23 protein-coding genes are annotated in these 22,098 nt (G+C 43.4%); 10 read left to right on the top strand and 13 right to left on the bottom strand.

Translation table 11 applies throughout. The features are described from left to right. Positions 1 to 24 precede the first annotated feature (24 nt). The 3 genes from ccsB to hslO all read left to right on the top strand — a co-directional run bounded on the left by ccsB (position 25) and on the right by hslO (position 3,714). Entirely contained in the window at positions 25 to 1,335 is a 1,311-nt protein-coding gene (gene ccsB / locus Q4B82_RS02060) for a c-type cytochrome biogenesis protein CcsB (RefSeq protein WP_303064764.1), read from the top strand. A 55-nt stretch (positions 1,336 to 1,390) separates the two neighbouring features. After that, complete coding sequence (hisC, locus tag Q4B82_RS02055; protein WP_303064763.1) at positions 1,391 to 2,572, top strand: histidinol-phosphate transaminase; 1,182 nt, start codon at positions 1,391 to 1,393, stop codon at positions 2,570 to 2,572. Positions 2,573 to 2,832: 260 nt separating this feature from the next. Further along, positions 2,833 to 3,714, top strand: a complete 882-nt coding sequence (gene hslO, locus Q4B82_RS02050; protein WP_303064762.1) for an Hsp33 family molecular chaperone HslO — start codon at positions 2,833 to 2,835, stop codon at positions 3,712 to 3,714. Positions 3,715 to 3,935: 221 nt separating this feature from the next. On the opposite strand, the gene Q4B82_RS02045 is transcribed toward hslO, so the two are convergent. The 11 genes from Q4B82_RS02045 to rsmA all read right to left on the bottom strand — a co-directional run bounded on the left by Q4B82_RS02045 (position 3,936) and on the right by rsmA (position 13,476). Then, positions 3,936 to 4,439: a dihydrofolate reductase gene (locus Q4B82_RS02045; RefSeq protein WP_303064761.1), complete on the bottom strand. Its 504-nt coding sequence runs from the start codon at positions 4,437 to 4,439 to the stop codon at positions 3,936 to 3,938. Positions 4,440 to 4,730: 291 nt separating this feature from the next. After that, positions 4,731 to 5,831: a pseudouridine synthase gene (locus tag Q4B82_RS02040; protein WP_303064760.1), complete on the bottom strand. Its 1,101-nt coding sequence runs from the start codon at positions 5,829 to 5,831 to the stop codon at positions 4,731 to 4,733. 133 nt (positions 5,832 to 5,964) lie between these two features. Continuing rightward, positions 5,965 to 6,693: an amino acid ABC transporter ATP-binding protein gene (locus tag Q4B82_RS02035; RefSeq protein WP_303064776.1), complete on the bottom strand. Its 729-nt coding sequence runs from the start codon at positions 6,691 to 6,693 to the stop codon at positions 5,965 to 5,967. A gap of 182 nt (positions 6,694 to 6,875) precedes the next feature. Continuing rightward, positions 6,876 to 7,433 (bottom strand): NADAR family protein, encoded by a 558-nt coding sequence (locus tag Q4B82_RS02030; protein ID WP_303064759.1) that lies wholly within the window; start codon positions 7,431 to 7,433, stop codon positions 6,876 to 6,878. 31 nt (positions 7,434 to 7,464) lie between these two features. After that, a complete protein-coding gene (locus Q4B82_RS02025; RefSeq protein WP_303064758.1) occupies positions 7,465 to 8,331 on the bottom strand; it encodes a DUF1444 family protein in 867 nt (288 codons plus the stop codon). Between the two features lie 31 nt (positions 8,332 to 8,362). Then, positions 8,363 to 8,590 carry a hypothetical protein gene (locus Q4B82_RS02020; protein WP_303064757.1) on the bottom strand — a complete coding sequence of 76 codons (228 nt, stop codon included), beginning with the start codon at positions 8,588 to 8,590 and terminating at the stop codon, positions 8,363 to 8,365. A 113-nt stretch (positions 8,591 to 8,703) separates the two neighbouring features. Beyond that, positions 8,704 to 9,753 (bottom strand): N-acetylneuraminate synthase family protein, encoded by a 1,050-nt coding sequence (locus Q4B82_RS02015; RefSeq protein WP_303064756.1) that lies wholly within the window; start codon positions 9,751 to 9,753, stop codon positions 8,704 to 8,706. 115 nt (positions 9,754 to 9,868) lie between these two features. Continuing rightward, complete coding sequence (locus Q4B82_RS02010; RefSeq protein WP_303064755.1) at positions 9,869 to 10,555, bottom strand: NTP transferase domain-containing protein; 687 nt, start codon at positions 10,553 to 10,555, stop codon at positions 9,869 to 9,871. Then, positions 10,537 to 11,676, bottom strand: coding sequence for a UDP-N-acetylglucosamine 2-epimerase (gene neuC, locus Q4B82_RS02005; protein ID WP_303064754.1), 1,140 nt, complete (start codon positions 11,674 to 11,676; stop codon positions 10,537 to 10,539). The genes Q4B82_RS02010 and neuC overlap by 19 nt, the downstream gene beginning before the upstream one ends. Next, positions 11,673 to 12,605, bottom strand: coding sequence for an alpha-2,3-sialyltransferase (locus Q4B82_RS02000; RefSeq protein WP_303064775.1), 933 nt, complete (start codon positions 12,603 to 12,605; stop codon positions 11,673 to 11,675). The genes neuC and Q4B82_RS02000 overlap by 4 nt, the downstream gene beginning before the upstream one ends. A gap of 88 nt (positions 12,606 to 12,693) precedes the next feature. Then, on the bottom strand, positions 12,694 to 13,476 hold the full coding sequence (gene rsmA, locus Q4B82_RS01995; protein ID WP_303064753.1) for a 16S rRNA (adenine(1518)-N(6)/adenine(1519)-N(6))-dimethyltransferase RsmA: 783 nt from the start codon (positions 13,474 to 13,476) through the stop codon (positions 12,694 to 12,696). Positions 13,477 to 13,743: 267 nt separating this feature from the next. Between rsmA and Q4B82_RS01990 the strand changes: the two genes are divergently transcribed. The 6 genes from Q4B82_RS01990 to clpX all read left to right on the top strand — a co-directional run bounded on the left by Q4B82_RS01990 (position 13,744) and on the right by clpX (position 18,382). After that, entirely contained in the window at positions 13,744 to 14,349 is a 606-nt protein-coding gene (locus Q4B82_RS01990) for a glutathione S-transferase N-terminal domain-containing protein (RefSeq protein WP_303064752.1), read from the top strand. 179 nt (positions 14,350 to 14,528) lie between these two features. Further along, positions 14,529 to 14,948: a ClpXP protease specificity-enhancing factor gene (locus Q4B82_RS01985; RefSeq protein WP_303064751.1), complete on the top strand. Its 420-nt coding sequence runs from the start codon at positions 14,529 to 14,531 to the stop codon at positions 14,946 to 14,948. 45 nt (positions 14,949 to 14,993) lie between these two features. Next, positions 14,994 to 15,560, top strand: coding sequence for a dCTP deaminase (gene dcd / locus Q4B82_RS01980; RefSeq protein ID WP_303064750.1), 567 nt, complete (start codon positions 14,994 to 14,996; stop codon positions 15,558 to 15,560). Positions 15,561 to 15,709: 149 nt separating this feature from the next. Continuing rightward, positions 15,710 to 16,321 carry a recombination mediator RecR gene (gene recR, locus Q4B82_RS01975; protein ID WP_303064749.1) on the top strand — a complete coding sequence of 204 codons (612 nt, stop codon included), beginning with the start codon at positions 15,710 to 15,712 and terminating at the stop codon, positions 16,319 to 16,321. A gap of 60 nt (positions 16,322 to 16,381) precedes the next feature. After that, the gene (locus Q4B82_RS01970) at positions 16,382 to 17,002 is read left to right on the top strand and encodes a hypothetical protein (RefSeq protein ID WP_303064748.1); all 621 of its coding nucleotides are present in this window, start codon (positions 16,382 to 16,384) and stop codon (positions 17,000 to 17,002) included. Between the two features lie 117 nt (positions 17,003 to 17,119). Further along, positions 17,120 to 18,382, top strand: a complete 1,263-nt coding sequence (gene clpX, locus Q4B82_RS01965; RefSeq protein WP_303064747.1) for an ATP-dependent Clp protease ATP-binding subunit ClpX — start codon at positions 17,120 to 17,122, stop codon at positions 18,380 to 18,382. 407 nt (positions 18,383 to 18,789) lie between these two features. Here clpX and Q4B82_RS01960 read toward each other — a convergent pair whose 3' ends face one another. After that, positions 18,790 to 19,146, bottom strand: coding sequence for a hypothetical protein (locus Q4B82_RS01960; RefSeq protein ID WP_303064746.1), 357 nt, complete (start codon positions 19,144 to 19,146; stop codon positions 18,790 to 18,792). 490 nt (positions 19,147 to 19,636) lie between these two features. Here Q4B82_RS01960 and guaA point away from each other — a divergent pair, with 490 nt between their 5' ends. Next, on the top strand, positions 19,637 to 21,205 hold the full coding sequence (gene guaA / locus Q4B82_RS01955; protein ID WP_303064745.1) for a glutamine-hydrolyzing GMP synthase: 1,569 nt from the start codon (positions 19,637 to 19,639) through the stop codon (positions 21,203 to 21,205). A gap of 57 nt (positions 21,206 to 21,262) precedes the next feature. Here guaA and mutM read toward each other — a convergent pair whose 3' ends face one another. Further along, a complete protein-coding gene (gene mutM / locus Q4B82_RS01950; RefSeq protein WP_303064744.1) occupies positions 21,263 to 22,081 on the bottom strand; it encodes a bifunctional DNA-formamidopyrimidine glycosylase/DNA-(apurinic or apyrimidinic site) lyase in 819 nt (272 codons plus the stop codon). Between the last annotated feature and the right edge of the window lie 17 nt (positions 22,082 to 22,098).

Genomic DNA, 22,098 nt, shown 5'->3' with positions numbered 1-22,098 from the left:
TACCCTGATTGTAAGGTTATAAAAATGAGTGAACACATTACTCCTATTACAGATAGGTTGCCTGAAAATAAAAAAAACACCAGAGCAACTGACAATATTGCTCTCCGAACTGTGCCACAACATGAATTGCTGCAAGAAAAATCGTGGCTGAAAAAGCTGTTGCTGACTGATTGGTTGTTTGCTGCCATGATTATTGCGGTTGCGATGATGGTACACATCAAATTGCCACATCACATGGATATTTATGAAACTGTGATTTTGTGGGTAAGTGCGACTGCTGCCATTGGATTGGGTTGGTTTTTTAAACCCTTGCGTTGGTTTATTGTGGGTAGCGTGGCGGTTGCTTATTTGGCGGTGGGTCTGTATGACGGCAATATTTTGCATTCGGGCGACAAGCCACATGGCAAATTTTTGTTGCGTTATTTATTGAGCAGCCAATCAGCAATCATGTGGCAAGCTGCGCTGACTGTGTTTGCCTTTGTCATGTATGGTTTGGGTACGCTGACTGCTTGGCAACAAGAAAAAAGGCTGCCTTCTGAAAGTGCTACTTCGGTTTTAGGTCGCTCTAAACCCAATACGCTGCTTGGTATGGCATCGGGTTTGGCTTGGGCTGCGGCTTTTGCGGGTTTTGTTGGTCTATTGGTGCGTTGGCACGAAAGTTATTTGTTGCGCCCTGATGCAGGGCATATTCCTGTATCCAATTTGTATGAAGTGTTTATTTTGTTTATGGTCATCACAGGCTTGATGTACCTTTACTATGAGCGCAAATTCGCCATGTACAAATTGGGCGTGTTTGTGTACACCTTGATGTGTGGTTTGGTGGCATTTACTTTGTGGTACAGCCTAGAACGTGGCGCACACGAAATTCAGCCTTTGATTCCTGCCTTGCAATCGTGGTGGATGAAAATTCATGTGCCAGCTAATTTCATTGGCTATGGCGCGTTTTGTATGGCCGCAGCATTTGGTACTGCTGAATTGTTGGCTTTACGCAGTCAAGTCAAAGGTAAACGCCGTTTCTTACCTGAACCTGCTTTGATTGAAGAAGCGATGTATAAAGCCATTGCGGTTGGCTTCCTGTTTTTCACAATCGCCACCATTTTGGGTGCATTATGGGCAGCTGATGCGTGGGGACGCTATTGGAGCTGGGACCCAAAAGAAACATGGGCGTTTATTGTGTGGTTAAATTACGCGATTTGGCTGCATCTGCGTTTGGTAGCAGGTTGGCGAGGTAAAGTATTGGCATGGTGGGCGATTATTGGTTTGTTCATTACTGCATTTGCTTTTGTGGGCGTGAATATGTTTTTAACAGGTTTGCATTCTTACGGCAGTTTGTGATTAACTGTTTCAGTTTCAGGTAGCCTTTCATTTTTGTATTTAAAGGGAAAACAGCATGATTTTAGAACTTGTTCGTCCAGAAATTCGCGCCATGAGTGCTTATCATGTTGCCGATGTGTCAGAAGATTGTATCAAACTTGATGCAATGGAAGTACCGTATTCGCTGCCTGAAAATCTGCGTCAAGCATTGGCAAAAAAATTGGTTGATGCTCCGATTAACCGCTATCCCAATCCAACAAGAAGCGGTTTGCAAGAGACTTTACGCAGTACATTTGCCATTCCCGATAAAGCGCAAATCGCATTGGGCAATGGTTCAGATGAATTAATTCAACTTTTAACGATGTTGGTAGCAAAACCTGATGCGGTCATGTTGTCGCTTGAGCCCAGTTTTGTGATGTATCGTCACAATGCTGCTCTATTTGGCATGAAACACATTGGTGTGCCACTTAATCCTGATTTAACGCTCAATCGTCAAGCCGTACTGGACGCGATTATTGAACATCAACCTGCATTGATTTTCTTGGCTTATCCCAATAATCCGACAGGTGTGCCATTTAACCGTGAGGATGTAGAAGCCATTATTCAGGCAGCCACAGGCATTATTGTTATTGATGAAGCATATGGTGCATTCAGTGATGACAGTTTTTTGTCGCAAGCAGGGCAGCCTGAAAACTTGGTGGTGTTGCGTACATTAAGCAAAATTGGTTTTGCGGGTTTGCGAATTGGCTATGCAGCAGGTGATCCAAGTTTAATGAACGAACTGGCAAAAATCACGCCACCGTACAATATGAACACATTGAGCTTAACCGCAGCCACATTTGCCTTACAGCACATGGACGCAGTAAACGCCCATATTGATATTTTGAAAGCCGAACGCGAACGCATGGCAAGCGAATTGGCGATGCTGCCTGAAAGCCAAGTGTTTGTCAGTCAAGCCAATTTCATTACCGTGCGTTTGCCCGATGCGCCCACAGCGTTTGAAGCCTTAAAAGCCGAGAAAATCTGGGTAAAACAACTTTCAGGCAGCCATACTTTGCTAGAAAACTGTTTGCGTTTAACCATAGGTACACCCGAAGAAAATAATCGCGTGTTGGTGGTATTGCGTGCTTATGCAGAACAGGTTCAGTCAGCTAAAAAGCTGATTGCATCAGCAAAGAGCGACAATTTGGCAATCTGGTGGATTTTAACTGCGCTTGTGGTAATTGCCACGGTGGTGCTGTTTATTGTGTTTGCTTAATCACAAGTGTGTCTTAATGTAGGCTGAAAACTTTGCCAAATACATTTAAAAAGGAAAGCAGGGGGTATATCCGTCCTTTTCCCAATTTATTCATAAAAATGAAACTTTCTACAATCTAAAATAGGGCAGATATGAAATCTATCCCTATGTGCAAAGTTTTATAAAGGCTTCATTCAGGCTGCCTGAAAATCCACTCTTGATTTTCAGGTAGCCTGTTACCATATAGATACAATTCAAAATTGTTTTGGAAAGAACTCTCCATGGAAAACCAAAGAACCCGTTTTATTTTTGATGATATGCCTGTACGCGGTTTACATGTGCGTTTGGAAAACGTGTGGCGACACATTGTAGAACAAAAAAAATACCCCAAAGCTGTTCGCCGTGCTTTGGGGGAATTGCTGGCGGCAGGTGCATTATTGTCCAGCAATTTGAAATTAGACGGCACCTTGATTGTACAAGTACAAGGGCAGGGCGCATTGAAATTATTGGTGGTAGAAGCGACATCAAGTCAAACCGTACGTGCCACAGCACGTTGGGACAAGCAAGCCTTGATTACTGATGATGCCGATTTGAATGAAATGTTGGGTAATAATGGTATGTTCGTGATGACCTTGCAACCCAATGATGGTGAGCAATGGCAAGGCGTTGTACCATTGGAAGGCAACAGCATAGCCGAAATGCTGATGAATTACATGGCACGTTCCGAGCAGTTGCAAACCCACATCACTTTATCATCAGATGAACACAGCGCATCAGGTTTGTTGTTACAAAGGCTGCCTGAAAAAGAATTGGACGATAATGCTTGGCAACACGTTAGCACTTTGGCACAGACCTTAACTGCCGTTGAAATGAACCATTTAGATGCGCAAAATCTGCTGTATCGTCTGTTTCATGAAACACCGCCACGTGTGTTCCCAGCCGATACTTTGGAATTTGCTTGTACTTGTTCACATGGTAAAGTCAGCGATATGTTGTTGATGTTGGGAGGCGAAGAAGTGGGCAAAGTGGTTGCTGAAGAAGGCAGTATCACGGTAGATTGTGATTTTTGTAATGCACATTACACTTTTGATGAGACCGACATCAATGCCTTATTTGGTGCAGATGTGGTTAATGCAGTACGCAATGAATACGCCGTACAATAAAAAAAATTATTCTTTAAGAACCTGTATTCATAAGATTGACAGAAAGCCACTATTTAAGATTGTGAATACAGGTTTTAAGTTTTTCAGGCAGCCTACATGAATGCAGGCTGCCTGAAAGCAGTATTGCAGAAGTAAAATCAGATAAGGCAATGAGTCGCCGATATTATGAGTAGTACGGTAAGGCGAGCCAATGCTGTTGGGGTGGTATTTTTGATGATGCATTATGATTCAAAAACCGAATCACATCGTTGCCAATGAACCAAATCAAACTTAATCCCTTTGTTGGATATGTGATTGCTGCGTTCAACTTCTTGCCACAATTGCATTGAAAATTCAGGAAAAAATGCATCGCCATCAGGCGACAATTGCACTTCGGTTAAACGCAAATCCGTAGCAAAATCCAATGCTTGCTCATAAATCTGCGCCCCACCCATAATGATGATTTCAGGTGCATCGCCACACGCTTTTAAGGCTGCCTGAAAATCTGTAAAATTTTCTGCGCCATCGGCTTGCCAATTGATTTGACGTGTAATCACAAGATTACGGCGATGAGGTAGTGGTTTACGTGGCAAACTGTCCCACGTTTTGCGTCCCATGATTACAGGTTTGCCAGTAGTATATTGCTTAAAGAATGCAAAATCTTCTGGAATGTACCAAGGAATGTCATTGTTTGCCCCAATAACGCGATTTTCTGCCATTGCGGCAATTAGGGTAATTTTTTGCATGATTTTGTCCTTGAGAATAGGGGCAGGCAGCCGTTCAGTACACAACATTTTTTTAATTGCTACACATCTGTCCTTTCCTCTGTCCTGCCAAGTACTCAAATTTAAAATTGAGTAGGTCGGATACTTGTATCCGACAAATATGGTGCTTTAATCGGAAAATGTTGGATACCCGTATCTGACCTACGAAGAACTTGGCACATCTGAACCTTAATTCTCCCCCGCTAGCAAGAGAGAAGATGGGTTATAGGCAGCCTGAACATTTTTTTGTTGTGTACTCTGAAAACGTTGGGATTAAGATTTTCGGCGTTTGCGTTCCCCTGGTAAAGCCATGTCTGCCCATTTCACGATATTGGCGACTTCGGCAGGGTTCAATTCGTAAAATTGTCCGCGTTTCAAACGGTTGGGCAAGCCAATCGGGCCAAATCCCACGCGCACCAAACGGCTGACCGTGCAACCCAAAGCCTCAAAAATGCGGCGCACTTCGCGGTTGCGCCCTTCTTTGATGATGACGTTGTACCATTTGTTTGCGCCTTCGCCGCCTTGTGCATAAATGCGTTCCACACGCGCCAAGCCGTCTTCCAACATCACGCCTTCGGTGGTGAGCGTGGACATTTGTTCTTGGCTCAATTCGCCCAACACGCGCACGGCGTATTCGCGTTCCACTTCAAAGCTGGGGTGGGCGAAACGCTGCACCAATTCGCCCGAAGTGGTCAAAATCAACAAGCCGCTCGTGTTGATGTCCAAACGCCCAATCGCCACCCAACGGCTGCTGGCGGCTTGTGGCAGGCGGTCAAAAATGCTCACGCGACCTTGTGGGTCATCGCGCGATACGATTTCGCCTTCTTGTTTGTAATACAAAATGATGCGTGGCAGGCGGTCTGCCCATTTCAATTTAATCGCGTTGCCTTTTACGGTAACTTGGTCATCGGGCGAAACCTTGTCGCCCAAATGCGCCACTTTGCCGTTTACCAACACCCAACCGTTGCCAATCCACTCTTCCATTTCACGGCGCGAACCGACACCGCTTGCCGCCAACACTTTTTGCAAACGTTCGGGTTCAATGCGCGATAAATCGGTACGCTTTTCGCGCAATTCTTGGGCGCGTTCTTGGATTTTTTGATTGGGGGCGCGCACGACCAGTTTTTTGGCTTTGCTGGCGCGTTGTTTCACATATTCTTTGGGTTCGAAAATGGGGCGATTGTCGCGGTTTTCAGCGCGGGCTGCGCCATTTTGTGAACGCGGTTTGGATGTTGTCCATTCATTTTCTTGGCGATTTGGGCGTTTCAGGCTGCCTGAAACGGCTTTTTGGGCGGTTGAACGCGGTTTTTTCGGCTTTTGGCTGATGCCATCGCGGAATTGGCGTTTGGATTGAGGCTGTTTGTTTTTGCTCATTTTGGGTTGCTCCATAATGTTTTCAGGCTGCCTGAAACATTCTTCTGTGGCTTACGCGACAGGACTGGGTAATAATAAGCAGCTTAATGTATCAAAATCAAGCTGTTTGAAAAGATTGGTGTGTTTATCAGTTTTAATGCGACATAATTTGACTTAAAAACTGTTTCGCGCGTTCCGTTTCGGGGTTTTGGAAAAATTCATCGGGGTCGCGGTCTTCCAAAATTTGCCCGTGGTCTACGAAAATAATGCGGTCAGCCACTTCACGCGCAAAGCCCATTTCGTGTGTTACACACATCATGGTCATGCCCGACTGTGCCAAATCTTTCATCACTTTCAGCACTTCGCCCACCATTTCGGGGTCAAGCGCGGACGTGGGTTCATCAAACAACATCACACGCGGCTGCATTGCCAAACCACGCGCAATCGCCACACGCTGCTGTTGTCCACCCGATAATTGAGTGGGCAGCGCGTCTTTTTTGTGCGCCAGACCGACTTTTTCCAACAATTCAGTTGCCAATTTTTCCGCGTCTGCCTTGTTCATGCCTTTCACTTGAATGGGCGAGAGCGTGATGTTGTCCAACACGCTCAAATGCGGATACAAATTAAAATGTTGGAACACAAAGCCCACTTCGGTGCGGATTTTGTTCAAATCGGTTTTGGGGTCGGCAACGTTCACGCCGTCCACCCAAATTTCGCCCGACTGTATGCTTTCCAGTTGGTTTACCGTGCGAATCAGCGTGGATTTGCCCGAACCCGAAGGTCCGCACACCACCACCACTTCGCCTTGTTTGATGTCCAAATTCACGCCATTGATAACGTGTAAATCTTTGAAATGTTTGTGAACGTTTTTAAAGCTCACCATGATTTTATCGGGGTTGGTTATGGTCATTTTGTTTCTCGTGTTGTGATTTTCGGAACGGGCGGTTTGGTATGCCAAGCTGGGGGCATTTCTTGCCCAATGTAAATTTTGTGGTTCGGGTAATTTTTCGTTTGTATTCACAATTTTAAAAGTTTCAGGCTGCCTGAAACAATCTTCTTAATTTCTTAATGGGATAACAATAATTGCTGGCGCACTTTCATCAACGCAAAACCCAATAAATTCAAACCTTGCCATTTTAATGGGTTTTCCAAAAATGCACTGTCTTGCGCCAAACCAATGCCCCAAATTTTATCAACAGGGCTGGCTTCCACCAAAATGCGCTCGCCCGTGTTTAATAAAAAGGCTTTTAAATCTTCGTGTTGTGAAAATTTCGCCCAATTTGCCTGAAAGACAATGTCTTCACGATGTTGAGACCAAATTTGCTCATCAAAATGGGCAATTTGCCGCCCCAAATCTTTGGCTTGTTTTGGGTGTTTGCTGGTAAGAATTTGCGCCAAAATCACATTATCATCAAATAATTCCGCTTTTTTCGCCATCATAAAATGTTCGGCGGTGGGGTAAACAATATTGTCCACCACAAAATCTCGCGGAAACCATTGACTGAAAACCGCTTTGTCAATTTGATTGTCTGATTTGGGCGTGTGTCCCCAAAAAGGCAAATATTTGAATTTTTTACCTTGTTGGTGGGCTTGTTGCAAATCTGATAAATTTTGAATCATCATGAAAAAATCCTTTCAGGTTGCCTGAAAAAAATCAATTCACATTAAATAAAGCCATGTGCCCATTTTTCAGACAATATTTTTGCGCGGAAATACAATAAGATGAATCCTGCATCACATCATCAATGATTTCCTGCATTTGCGCCAAAGCTGCCTGATTGTCCGCCGCGCAAACCAGCAACATATCACGCGCAGGCACGGCAAAAACAGGATAAGGCGCAACATCCAATTCCGCCCTTTCCACGATTTTTTCCAGTAATAAAATCAGAGATGCGTCAAACACATCGTCCAAATAAATCTGATACAAACCGTTTTCGCTTTGGCGATAACCCAAATTTTCGCTTTCGCGCAAGTAATTTTCCAAATTTTCCAGTGCGATTTGGTGCAACATTTCATCGTTTTCAATGCCCAACTGCGCGACATCATCGTGGTTCAGGCTTTTCAAAGAATCACCCGTATCCACCATATAAATCAAGGTAATATCGCCAGCCAATGGACGAATACACAAATGCTCGGTCGGATTTTTGCCTTCTTTTTGATGCATTTGCACCAAATAATTCAGGGATTCAGCCGATTTAATGGTCGGGAAAATCTGTTCACGTTCAATCTCTTGCGTTTCATCTTTTCCTAAATGGGCGACCGCCGCAAGCGTTTTCGCGATGATTTCAGGCAAATCATCGGGATTTTGCTGATAACGCGCAAAATGGTTGCCCAAATACATTTCCGCCGTTGAGCCATTATTCAAATTCAGATGAACAGTGGTGTTTTCCAAATCATCGCCCCATTCAATTTCGGCTGTGCCGTCAATATTTTGCTGGATTTCTTCGGTAAAATATTCGGCAAATTCACGCCAATTCATCACGGTTTGTTTTTTGGGAAACAGGTTTTTAATCAAAGACATTTGGGGTTTTCCTTTTCAGGCTGCCTGAAAATTACTTTTTGCGCTCAAATTCAAAATCCACATCAGCCGCTTGATGTGGGTAAGTGCTTAATTTTTCAGCTAAACTGATTTTTTGTTTTCCAATAGCTTGTTTTTGGACAAAATCTTGCATCAATTCACGCAATAATTCTGCGCTGCTGCGATTGGCTTGTTTGGCTGCCTGAAAAAGGCTTGTTTCAAATGGGTTATCCAGTTGAAAAGTATAATAAACATTGCTCATTTTATGCTCCTTTGCGGTTTCAGGCTGCCTTTCAGTCAGTTGTGTCGGGCATAAATGCCCGACCTACTTTGCCAAATTAAAATTTTGGACAGATGGCAGTCTGAAATTAGGGATTAGCATACGTCTTCTTTTTTGATTTGTTTGCCTTTTTTGATGTCGTGTGCGGCAATTTTACCGAACAGGCTTTCGTAATCATCGGCGGAAAAATCACCGTTACCAGGGCGTTTGACCCAAAGATTGTCTGCACTCAATGCTTCGCCTGCTTTGATGTCTTTATCGGCCACCACTGATGCGAAAGCAAAGTCTTTGGTGGGCTTTTCGCTGGCAATGATGGTGTCTTTGTGGCCGCCGCGTGCTTTTTGCAGGGCTTGTGCGCCTTTTTTTAAGTCGGCAAAGGTTTCGGGATTCATGGAGCAGACAATGTCGGGACCGAGTCTGTCCATGCGGTCGGTGAAGTGGCGTTCGAGAATACTGCCGCCCAAAGCTACTGCACCCAAGCAGGCATAGTTGTCGAGTGTGTGGTCGGACAGGCCGATGACGGCATCAGGGAAGGCGGCTGCCAATTCGTTCATCGCGCCCAAACGCACGTCTTCGTAGGCGGTGGGGTACACATTGGTGCAGTGCAGCAGGGCATAAGGCACGCCTGCCGCGCGAATGATGTCCACGCTTTTTTGAATGCTGGCGAGGCTGTTCATGCCTGTGGAGAGGATAATCGGTTTGCCGAATGAGGCCACGAGTTTAATCAACGGATAGTTGTTGCATTCGCCCGAACCGATTTTGTAGGCGGGTACATCCATTTTTTGTAGACGCAAGGCGGCAGCACGGGAAAACGGTGTGCTGATGAATATCATGCCTTTGCTTTCAACATATTGTTTTAATTTGATTTCGTCTTCTTCATTCAGGGCGCAGCGTGCCATGATTTCATAAATGGATACATCGGCGTTGCCGGGAATGACGCTTTTGGCTTCGTCCGACATTTCGTCTTCAACGATGTGGGTTTGGTGTTTGATGACTTCCGCACCTGCGGCATGGGCGGCATCGACCATTTCAAAGGCGGTTTTCAGGCTGCCTTCGTGGTTGATGCCGATTTCGCAGATGATGAGGGGTTCGTGTCGGTAGCCGATTTTGCGGCCAGCGATTTCGAATTCTTGGTTGGGGTTCATGGTGGGTCTCTGTATTGGGGAAAAATAAAGGCAGCCTGAAAACCATTTCAGGCAGCACCACAGGCACGCACATCTGTTGCCAAAATTAAAATTTTGGACAGATGGCAGCCTGAAATTAGGTTATCTGTTTCAATAAATGGTTGGCACGTTCTAAATCTGCCGCATTATCAATGTCTAATGAATCGGTTTCGTTCATCAGATAAAGCTGCACGGGGTCTAGGAAAAAGCGGCGGTATTGTAGCAGTTTTGCGGTGTCGTTGATATAAATCGCACCATTGGGACGATAGGCATCAGGCAATGCCTGACGCGGGCTTTCCAAGTCGTCGGTTTGGCGCACGGCACGGTAGCTGCCGTTTTCGGCAAGCAGGATTTTATAGGGATGATGTTCGGCGATACAGGCGGAAACCACCGAGCCTTTGGCAACAGGGTCATACAGTTGGAAGGCAGCCTGAATGTGATGTGCGCGGCGCAGGGGGGAAGTGGGCTGCAACAGAGTGGCGGTACCTGTTTGGATATCGGCTTGTTGCAGCGCATGGCAGACGGCATCAATGGAACGTGCGTTGTCGCTTGCCAATTCGTCAGGACGGATAATGACTTCTGCTTGATACTGCAAAGCGTGTTGTGCCAACTCTTCGCCATCGGTGCTGACGATGATGCGTTGGAACACTCCCGATTGCTGTGCTGCCAAGATGGTGTGTGCCAGTAGGGAAATACCGCCAACCGTTTGCAGGTTTTTGCGCGGTATGCCTTTGGAGTTGGCACGGGCGGTGATGATGGCGGTGTTCATAAAGTTAAGTCGCAAAAGGTTTTTTGAATCGGTGTTTGCCAAAAGTTTGGGGATTGCAGCAATTGGGCAAATAGGGTGGTGCTGTCGCTTTGTTGTGCGGCAAAGGCGGCATCAGGCTGCCTGAAAGAGGCTTGATTGGCCTGTTTGACGGCTGATAGCACCGCTTCGGTATGGTAATCGCAATGAATAATGGATGCTGCGCGGTGGCGGTTGCTTTGGCGTGTGCCGACATCCACGCTGGGGACACCGTAAAACGGTGCTTCGCGTATGCCTGCGCTGGAATTGCCCGTCATCATTTTGGCGTGTTTGAGCAGGGTTAAAAAGGCTTCAAATCGGATGGACGGGAAAATTTTAAATCTAGGGTTGTTGCTTTGTTGTATGGTTTGCAGTTCCCTGATGATGGCATCATTGCCTAAATCGTTATTGGGGTAAATGGCGACCACATTTTCGCCACTTCGCTTCAATGCTTGAAAATACTGCGCTGTGTAATCTGCTATTTGTGCAACTTCGGTGGTAACAGGGTGAAACATGGAAATGATGTAGTCGTCAAAATCAATGCCGTAGTGTTGTTTCACGGCAGAGAGTTCAGGCAGTTTGTCCGAGCGCATCACATCTAAATCAGGCGAGCCGATAATGTGGATGTGCGTGGCCTGTTCACCCATTTGCAGCAGACGGTTTTGTGCTTCTTCATTGGCAACCAGATGAATGTGCGCCATTTTGCTGATGGCATGGCGAATGGCATCGTCTATTGTTCCTGATAATTCGCCACCTTCAATATGGCAAACCAGACGATTACTCAATGCGCCAACGATTGTTCCAGCCAATGCTTCAATGCGGTCGCCATGTACTAAAATCAAATCAGGTTCAATCTCATCGTTCAAGCGCGACAATAAAGTAATGGTATTGCCCAAAACGGCACTCATTGCCTCACCTTGACTTTGGTTGGAAACCAAATAACAATTTTTGTAACCCACTTTGCGAACTTCAAGGTGTGTGCTGCCATAGATTTTGAGCATATGCATACCTGTTACCAGCAAATGCAACTCAAATAAAGGGCTTTGTTCTAAATGATTTAATAGGGGTTTCATTTTACCAAAATCAGCACGGGTGCCTGTGATGCAGAGGATTTTTTTCATGATTGTTTTCCTTTTCGCTTATGGCGTATGTATTTACGAATATCACTGGGCAAATGAAATAAATCATGAAAGAAACGGTAAAATAAATTGTTTTTGAGCGCAGGTTTGTCGGTTGCTGGAAAATACTTATTGCGTAAATACCTATACAAATAGGAGTTGGGAATCGCAATGTCTTTTAAGGCGTTTTCAGCTTTGGCAAAAGCAAGTTTTGTGCGATTTTCTTTACCATATTGTGTTTGAGGTGCCAATGGAAAATGTGTACTTAAAGGTGATGATGGCGAAATTGTGTAAATCTGTATGCCATAAAGTGTTTGTAACATTTTTAAAACTGATAAATCGGTTTCTGCGTCGTGCCAGTTGGGCGTTATGGTATCTTGTTTAAATTCAGGTACCAATTTTAATAAATTATTTTTCTTATTATCAAAAGCATACATCTGATTTCCTGTATAAAAATCTATACCTGCAATATAGATGTTTTGATAGCCCATTGCTGCAGCAATGACAGCCATAATGGCACCTGATGTCAAGATTTTATTCTCAAATAAAGCAAGTTGTTGTGTGTATTTGGCTAATTCAGGCAGCTTTTCACGATAAAGAGTGAAAGCGTTTAATGTATCAGGAAACCAATATAATAAATCCTGTGTAAGTTCGGGTTGCGATAACTGACTTTCTAAATCTGAGTAAACAATATGTTCACATTCATATTCTTGATTTCTCAATAAAATAGACATTGTTGCCTGTTGTTCCATAAACAAACCATGATGAAAAAACGCAGCCTTAATTTTTTTACCCACATAATATTGTTCTTCCAAATAAAATTGATTGCAGCGAAACACATCAATGTCTTGGGGCAATAAATTGTAATCAATTTGTGTCAAACTCGGTCCGTTTCCTGCGACCAAAACAGCTTTACTTTCATTAATTTGCATTTTAAAGTCTTGTTGGCTTGTTGGCTTCATGATTGTTTTTCTATTTGATTAGGGGCTGCCTGAAATTTTTGGTTATCAGAAGTTAACATTATTGTTTTGATTTGCTTATTAAGTAATTAGATAGTTTCACATACATTTCAGGCGCAATTTCTTCCGCACGTTGCTGGGGCTGAATGCCAACTGCCAGTAAATCATCGTCATTCGCCAGTTCTTTAAGGTTGTTGCGTAAAGTTTTACGGCGTTGTTGAAATGCTATGCGAACCAAATTACTGAAATAAATGAAATTTTCTGCCACACCAATCCGTCCTGCCACAGGAATCATGCGCACTACAGCCGAATCCACTTTCGGGGCAGGCGTGAAACTTTCGGGCGGCACGTCAATCAGGTTTTCCATGTCAAAAAAATACTGCAACATCACGCTCAAACGCCCATAATCATTGGTTTTGGGCGTGGCAATCATGCGTTCAACCACTTCTTTTTGTAACATAAAGTGCATATCAATCACCTCATGAGCCACTTCGCTCAATTTGAACAAAAGTGGCGTAGAAATGTTGTAAGGTAGATTGCCGACAATTTTTTTCATCCCCTGAATTTGGCGGAAATCAAATGCCAACACATCGCCTTCGTGTATCACGAGTTTATTGGCAAATGATTGTTTTTTCAGAAATTGGATGATGTCGCGGTCAATTTCACAAACGTGTAATTGATTGAGTTTTTGGCTTAAAGGTTGGGTAATCGCTGCCAAACCTGGTCCAATTTCAATTACGATATCATCGGCTTTCGGACGCACCGCGTTCACAATATCGCTGATGATGCGCGCGTCTTGCAGGAAATTTTGCCCAAAACGTTTGCGGGCTTTGTGTTCGGTCATGGCTGAAATTCACATCAAAAAATTGGGTTAATTATAACGGAAAAAGTTTCAGGTAGCTTGGTATGGTTGATTAAGTTGATTTGGGGTATTTGCGGTATAGTAGTGGAAATTACATTAAATTTTTATTTAAACAATGGGTTATGTGTAATTGATAGACCTGTTTATGAAAAAGCAATATAATACCCAAGATTTTGTTTCAATGGTTAAAACCTTAATTCAGGCTGCCTGAAACCGTTTTATTGGGAAATTTATGAGAGGAATAAACAAATGATGATTTTGTATTCGGGTATCACTTGCCCATTTAGCCATCGTTGTCGTTTTGTGTTGTTTGAAAAAGGCATGGATTTTGAAATCAAAGATGTGGACGTGTTCAATAAACCTGAAGATTTGGCTTTGATGAACCCGTATAACCAAGTTCCTGTATTGGTGGAACGTGATTTGGTTTTGTATGAGTCCAACATCATTAATGAATACATTGACGAGCGTTTTCCGCATCCGCAACTGATGCCTGCTGACCCTGTGATGCGTGGTCGAGGTCGTTTGGTGTTACATCGTTTGGAAAAAGAGCTGTTTATTCATGTGCAAACTTTGGAAAATACTGTTGCATCGTCCAAAGAGCAAACCAAAGCGCGTGAAGCGATTGCGCAAGGTTTAACCATGATTGCGCCTGCTTTTGCGAAAAACAAATACGTTTTAGGTGATGATTTTTCCATGATTGATGTGGCACTTGCACCATTGTTGTGGCGACTTGACCACTATGACATTCAGTTGGGCAAATCAGCTGCCCCAATTTTGAAAGCTGCCGAGCGCATTTTTCAACGACAAGCCTTTATTGATGCGCTGACTCCTGCTGAAAAAGCCATGCGCCGTTGAGTAATTTTATTCAGGCTGCCTGAAAAACGCTGCTTTCAGGCAGCTTTTTATTCTGTTGATTCATTTTTTCTTATTCTGATTTTACGTTATTTGTATGATTTTAAAATTAAAACTTATCTGTAGATTTTGATGAATGCTGTTTTTGTGATTGAATGGCTGAAAACGGAGCAATAAATAAAATGAGTTTATCTACCAAACCCTATTTTGTTCGTGCATTGTATGAATGGTGTGCTGACAATGGTTACACGCCATTTTTGGCGGTGTGGGTTAATGAACATACGCGTGTGCCGCGTCAATTTGTGCAAGACAATCAAATCGTACTCAATATCGGTATGAATGCCGTTAAAGATTTGGTCATGGACAACGAATGGATTACATTCAGCGCGCGTTTTGGTGGTGTGGCGCAAGATGTGATGATACCAATAGGACACGTTGTTGGCTTGTTTGCTCGTGAAACAGGTGAAGGTATGGGTTTTGAAGCTGAGGAGTGGCTGCCTGAAAATGTGAAGAGTGAAACCCCAGCAGTAGATACAACAATCAAAATGGCAAGCCATGAAGAAAAACCTGTTGTGAAGAAAGGTTTGAAATTGGTCAAATAACCTAAGCAGTATTCAGGTAGCTTAAAAATACAGAAAGAGTATAAAATGTCAATTAAATCAGATAAATGGATACGCTACATGGCGGAGCAATTCGGTATGATAGAACCGTTTGAACCCAATCAAATTAAAGAACAAGATGGTAAGCGTATTATCTCTTACGGTACGTCCAGTTATGGCTATGACATTCGTTGTGCCAATGAGTTCAAAATTTTTACCAATATCAACAGCACGATTGTGGATCCGAAAAATTTTGACCCTAAAAATTTTGTAACCGTAGAGGACGATTGTTGCATCATTCCGCCCAATTCTTTTGCTTTGGCGCGAACTGTGGAATATTTCCGCATTCCGCGTAATGTTTTAACTGTCTGTTTAGGCAAATCAACCTATGCTCGTTGCGGGATTATCGTGAATGTAACACCGTTTGAACCCGAGTGGGAAGGCTATGTAACGTTGGAATTTTCCAATACCACACCATTGCCAGCCAAAATTTATGCGGGCGAAGGCGTAGCACAAGTGTTATTTTTTGAAAGCGATGAAGTTTGTGAAACATCATATAAAGACCGTAATGGTAAATACATGGGACAAACAGGCGTAACTTTGCCCAAAGCGTGATTGTGTGAGTAATTTTAAAATAGGGCGGGGTTGAGCCCCCTATCTGCGAAAACAACTTTAAATATTCAAATTATTGTGCATCAAATATTTGTATTAACGTGTAATCGTATTGTAGCCTAAACCCATTCACTTTCAGGCAGTCTGAAACCATGTCCACCAAAAATCCTGATGCTTATTCCTATTTAATCAAATGTTTGCAAGTTTTGCCTAATGTTGGACCGAAAACCGCACAACGTATGGCACATACTTTGTTGCAGCAAAACCGCGATGGCGCAGCAGAGTTGTTAATGGCTTTGGATAGGGCTTTGAAACAAGTAAATCATTGTCAAAGTTGCAATAATTTTTGTGAGCATGAAATTTGCCATATTTGTGCTGACCCCAAACGTGATGCTACGCGTTTGATGATTGTGCAAATGCCGGCTGATGTACCAGCTATGGAATTGGCACGTTGTCATGATGGTTTGTATTTCGTGCTAATGGGGCAGGTCAGTCCCACGCAAAACATGGATTTGGACAGCATTGATTTGCATAAATTGGTGGCTCGGCTTTCAGGCAGCCCTGTTGTTGAAATCATCATCGCTACTTCGTTTACAGCAGAGGGCGATGCTACGGCGTATATTTTATTGGAATTATTTAAAGAACAGCCCTATAAAATCAGTCGTTTGGCGCGTGGTATGCCGTTGGGTAGTGAGTTGGAATATGTTGATGCAGGCACGTTGGCGCAGGCGGTTTATGAACGGCAGTTGTTGAACAATACTTGATGTTTCAGGCTGCCTGAAAGAGCTTGGTGTAAACAGTAAAATGGATTTGGGTTTGCCAATATGTTTTTAATGCGATTGCGGTGTGTTTTATGCTTGTTTTTGTTAGGTGCATGCAGCAATGTGGTGCAAGTGATGGATAAAACGGCTGTGCTTTTGCCTTATGCCACATCAAGTGTTGTTGCGACAACATTTGATGTTGATATTCTGGAAAACAAACCAATTTTGAGTCTGGCACAAAGAACTTTACAGCAGTTGCCCGAGTTTTCAGGCAGCAACATTAAAGTATTTGAAAAAATTTCGTTTTTTAATGGTACGCGCCCACGCATTGAATTGTTTGTTTTGCATCCCAAGTTGCCTAAAACGTTGGTGTTGTACACTTTTGAACACAATCAATGGAGGGCATCGGAAGCAGAAGATGCCAGTCATATTCAGTTTTTACATCATCATTTATTTGATTTGAACAGTATGGATTTTGCGGCAGCAGCAGATTATGCGGCTTTGTGGCGACAACACGCACAGCAGCTTAATGCGGTCATTACTGAACCGTATCATGTGGCTTTTATTTATTTGCCTAAACAAAACAAACGCTTTTGGCATACCACAATTTTAGAGGTGGTAGGCGTACAGTATTATTTGAGTTTTCATGAAGACAGCACAATATGGGAATTGAAACGTTTATAAGTATAAAGCGTAGTAGAAATAGTCTATTTCAGGCTGCCTGAAAGTTGTTTACATGGTAGCAAACGGCTATACTTGTGCGATTTTTAAATGAAACACAATATCAGGAAAGATAAGAATATGAACGAACATGAACGCTGCTGCTCTTTTTGTGGCAAACAAGAAAAAGAGGTTCAGCATTTGGTTGAAAACAGTGATGGACAAGCATTTATTTGTAATGAATGCATTGATGATTGTCGGGTTTTGATGCAACCAGCTCAAACCGATGTTTCTGAACAAGAAAAAACGGTCGTTCATGATGAAAAATTGCCCACGCCCGCAGATTTGGTGGCGCAGTTGAATGAGTATGTTATCGGTCAGGAAAAAGCGAAAAAGGCTTTGGCAGTAGCAGTTTACAATCATTATAAGCGTTTGTATCATGCTACCGATGAAAATCATGTCGAATTGGCAAAGTCTAATATCTTATTGATTGGACCTACCGGTTCGGGCAAAACTTTGTTGGCACAGTCTTTGGCACGCAAATTGAATGTGCCATTTGTGATGGCTGATGCCACAACGCTCACCGAAGCAGGCTATGTGGGCGAAGATGTGGAACAAATCATTACCAAATTATTGGGCAAATGTGATTTTGACGTGGAAAAAGCCCAAAAAGGCATTGTTTATATTGATGAAATTGATAAGATCTCGCGTAAAAGCGACAGTCCATCTATTACTCGTGATGTGTCGGGCGAAGGTGTTCAGCAGGCTTTATTGAAATTGATTGAAGGAACGATTGCCAGTGTGCCACCACAAGGTGGTCGCCGCAATCCCAATCAACAGTTTATTGATGTGGATACCACCAATATTTTGTTTATTTGCGGTGGTGCATTTGCAGGTTTAGAAAAAGTAATTCGCCAACGCACCGAGCAAGGTGGTATTGGTTTTGGCGCACAAGTACACAGTAAAGACGATAGTACAGATGTAGGTAAAATTTTCAATACGGTAGAGCCTGAAGATTTGATTAAATTTGGTCTGATTCCCGAGTTGATTGGTCGCCTACCTGTGATTACCACTTTGGAGCAACTTGATGAAGCAGCATTGATCAATATTTTAACCGAACCCAAAAATGCGTTGGTTAAGCAGTATCAGGCTTTATTTGCTATGGAAGGTGTTGAATTGACATTTGAAACAGAAGCATTACGCAGTATTGCACAACAAGCCATTGTTCGTAAAACAGGCGCGCGTGGTTTGCGTTCCATTATGGAAAAAAACCTATTGGAAACCATGTATTGTTTGCCAGATTGGAAAAATGTCAAAAAAGTGGTGGTAACGAAAGAAACCATTTTGAATGAGACTAGCCCCAATTTATTTGATGAACAAGGAAAAGTGATTCAGGTAGCTTGAAATCTTGCAAAAACTTATTTTTAAATGGACGTAAGGACAGAGATTACTTTATCTGTCCTTTTTCTTATTTATGGATAAAAATGGCATTTTTTATAACAGGATATGGGGTATGAAACTGTTTTATGAGCCAAGTTTTGCAAAGGTTTTAGAGGGGCTTCAAATAACTTCAATATCCCTTCTCAATAAAATGCACCCTATATCAATAAGGTGCATTTGGTTGTTATGTTTTTCATTCAGAAGAAATGTATTTATGGTTGTTTCAAACACAAATAGTACAGCATTGCCAACATCTTTATGTATTATTCATACACAGCGAGTGTTGTCGGTTTTATTTTAATTTGAAACAAGTATATTAAAAATCAAGCCGAACAAAAAGACTGTTCGGCTTGATGGAATCATTAAAAATATTAATTCAAATTGTTTTCAGCGTCAACCAAAGAACGGCGAGCCAAAGCCAAGTTAGATTTAGAACGATCCAACACAGAATACAAGAACAAGCCATCATGTTTTGCCAAAGGACGCAATAAGTGGTATTGTTTGCCCAAAGTAATCAAGATATCTTCAATATTGTCTTTCAGACCCAACATACCCATAGTTTTCATTTTGGCACGCATCACTTCGGTGTTACCAGCAGCTGCAATTTCTAAATCAATTGCAGCAGAACCACCACCAGCCAACAACATACCACTAGAATAATCAACAACGGCAGCAGCTAACGCACCATCAACATTCAACATTTCAGATACAACTTTATCGTAGTTCATTTTAAGGCTCCTAAAAATCTAAACTAAAAGTTAGACAAATAACTAAATTGAGTCAAAACCTGTGACTCGTAAACATCATTGGCAATTTAAAATGCCAAACGGTTACCAGGTTCCCACTTACCAGTTTATTTGCTTACTGGTTTGTTTTGCTGCCTAGAAACTGACCATAATTATAAGTAATCCGTGCTGTTTAGTAAAGTTAGCTTGATGAAGTGATTATGGAGAGAAATGTGGCAAATGGAGACAATAACTTGAGTCAATCAACCAAACATTTGATAGAAAGCAACTTTAATCAATTAGAATGATAATTTAAGCAATTTACTATTTTGATAAAATAAATTATTGGTTTTTAATGATTTGGGTTAAGTAAATAAGAGACTTGGATAAAATGTGGTAAAATAAACACCTGTGTAAGCATAATTTGTGTTGTATTTTGACGACTGTATACTGTATTTAGGTTGCACGAACCATTTTAAAATGTGATTAAACCATGACTCAAGACAAAATCCTGATTCTGGACTTCGGCTCGCAAGTTACCCAACTCATTGCCCGCCGCGTCCGCGAAGCCCACGTTTACTGCGAATTGCACCCCTACGATATGCCTTTAAGCGAAATTAAGGCATTCAATCCAAAAGGGATTATTCTTTCAGGCAGCCCACAATCGGTTTACGATGACGCGAATTATCATGCCGATATTGGCTTGTTTGACTTGGGTGTGCCTGTGTTGGGGATTTGTTATGGTATGCAATTTATGGCGCACCATTTGGGCGGCGAAGTGGCGGCAGGCAATCAGCGCGAATTTGGTTACGCCCAAGTGCAAACCATTGATTCTCAATTAACAAAAAACATTTTTGATGAACAAGCCAACACTTTGGACGTGTGGATGAGCCATGGCGATAAAGTCGTGAAGCTGCCTGAAAACTTCCAAATCATCGGCAAAACCGATTCTTGCCCCATTGCGATGATGGCAAACGAAGCCAAACAATTTTACGGCATTCAATTCCACCCCGAAGTTACCCACACCAAGCAAGGTAAAGTCTTGATTAACCGCTTTGTTTTGGAAATTTGTGGCGCAAACCCAAGCTGGACGATGCCCAATTACATAGACGAAGCCGTTGCCAAAATCCGCGCCCAAGTCGGTTCGGACGAAGTGATTTTGGGCTTGTCGGGCGGTGTGGATTCCAGTGTGGCGGCAGCCTTGATTCATCGCGCGATTGGCGACCAGCTCACTTGCGTATTCGTAGACCACGGATTATTAAGGTTAAATGAAGCGGAAAACGTGATGACCATGTTCGCCAAAAACTTGGGCGTGAAAGTGATTCATGTGGACGCGAGCGAACAGTTTATGAGCAAACTGGCTGGCGTTACCGACCCCGAACGCAAACGCAAAATCATCGGCGCAGAATTCATTGAAGTCTTTGACGCAGAAGAGAAAAAATTGACCAATGCCAAATGGTTGGCACAAGGCACGATTTATCCCGATGTGATTGAATCGGCTGGCGCGAAAAACAGCAAAGCCCACGCGATTAAATCGCACCACAACGTAGGCGGGCTGCCTGAAAACATGAAATTGCAACTGCTTGAACCCTTACGCGATTTGTTCAAAGACGAAGTGCGCGAATTGGGCGTGGCATTGGGTTTGCCGCGCGAAATGGTGTACCGCCACCCCTTCCCTGGCCCAGGTTTGGGCGTACGCATTTTGGGCGAAGTGAAACGCGAATATGCCGATTTGCTCCGCCGTGCCGATGACATTTTCATTCAAGAATTGCGCAATACTTTCAATGAGAAAGGCGAATCGTGGTACGATTTGACCAGCCAAGCCTTTGCGGTGTTTTTGCCTGTGAAATCGGTGGGCGTGATGGGCGATGGGCGCACTTATGATTATGTGGTCGCGCTCCGTGCGGTGGTTACCAGCGATTTTATGACGGCGCATTGGGCGGAATTGCCATACAGTTTGTTGGGCAAAGTTTCCAATCGCATTATCAATGAAATCAAAGGGATTAACCGCGTGGTGTACGATGTGAGCGGCAAACCGCCTGCCACGATTGAGTGGGAATAATAATATAAGAACATGCTTTCAGGCAGCCTTTGATACCGAGCAAAGGCTGCCTGAAAATCATTTTTGACAATTGGGGCAATAAAACGTGCCACGCTGCCCCAAAACCGATTTTTCAATCAAACCGCCGCATTTCAGGCAACCTGAACCTGCGCGACCGTAAACCTTATATTCTTGTTGGAAATAGCCGCTTTTGCCTTCGCTGTCCACGAAATCGCGCAGGGTGCTGCCGCCTGTGTCAATGGCGCGTTGCAGGATTTGTTTGATGGCGGCGACCAAGTTGGCACAATCTTGTAAATTCAATGATTTGGCGGGGCGATTGGGCAGCAAGGCAGCCTGAAACAGGCTTTCGTTCGCGTAAATATTGCCCACGCCGACCATAATCGCGTTGTCCATTATCATCAATTTGATGGCGCGATTTTTATCTTTGATTTTGTTGAACAAATATGACGCGGTAAATTCATCGGAAAGTGGCTCAACGCCCAGATTTTTCAGCAAATCATGATGCTCCGCCACGCCAGCAAGCCACAAAATCGCCCCAAAACGGCGTGGGTCGTGATAACGCAACACCGTGCCGTCATCAAACACAAAATCCACATGGTCGTGTTTGGACGGCTCGGGGGCGTTGTCGCGCCAAATCCGCAGGCTGCCTGACATGCCCAAATGCACAATCAACACGCCTATATTAAATTGAATCAGCAAATATTTGGCGCGGCGCGTACAATTTTGGACGGTTTGCCCCTGCAAAGTTTCCGCCAAATCGGCAGGAATTTGCCAGCGCAATTTGGCTTGGCGCACAAGGGTTTGGGCGATTTTTTTGCCGCGTATGTGTGGGGCAATGCCGCGTAGGGTGGTTTCTACTTCGGGGAGTTCGGGCATGGAAAAAATCCTTATTT

The organism is Alysiella sp. (genome assembly GCF_030525755.1).
Lineage (GTDB): Bacteria > Pseudomonadota > Gammaproteobacteria > Burkholderiales > Neisseriaceae > Simonsiella.
This window is presented reverse-complemented; position numbering and strand designations above follow the sequence as displayed.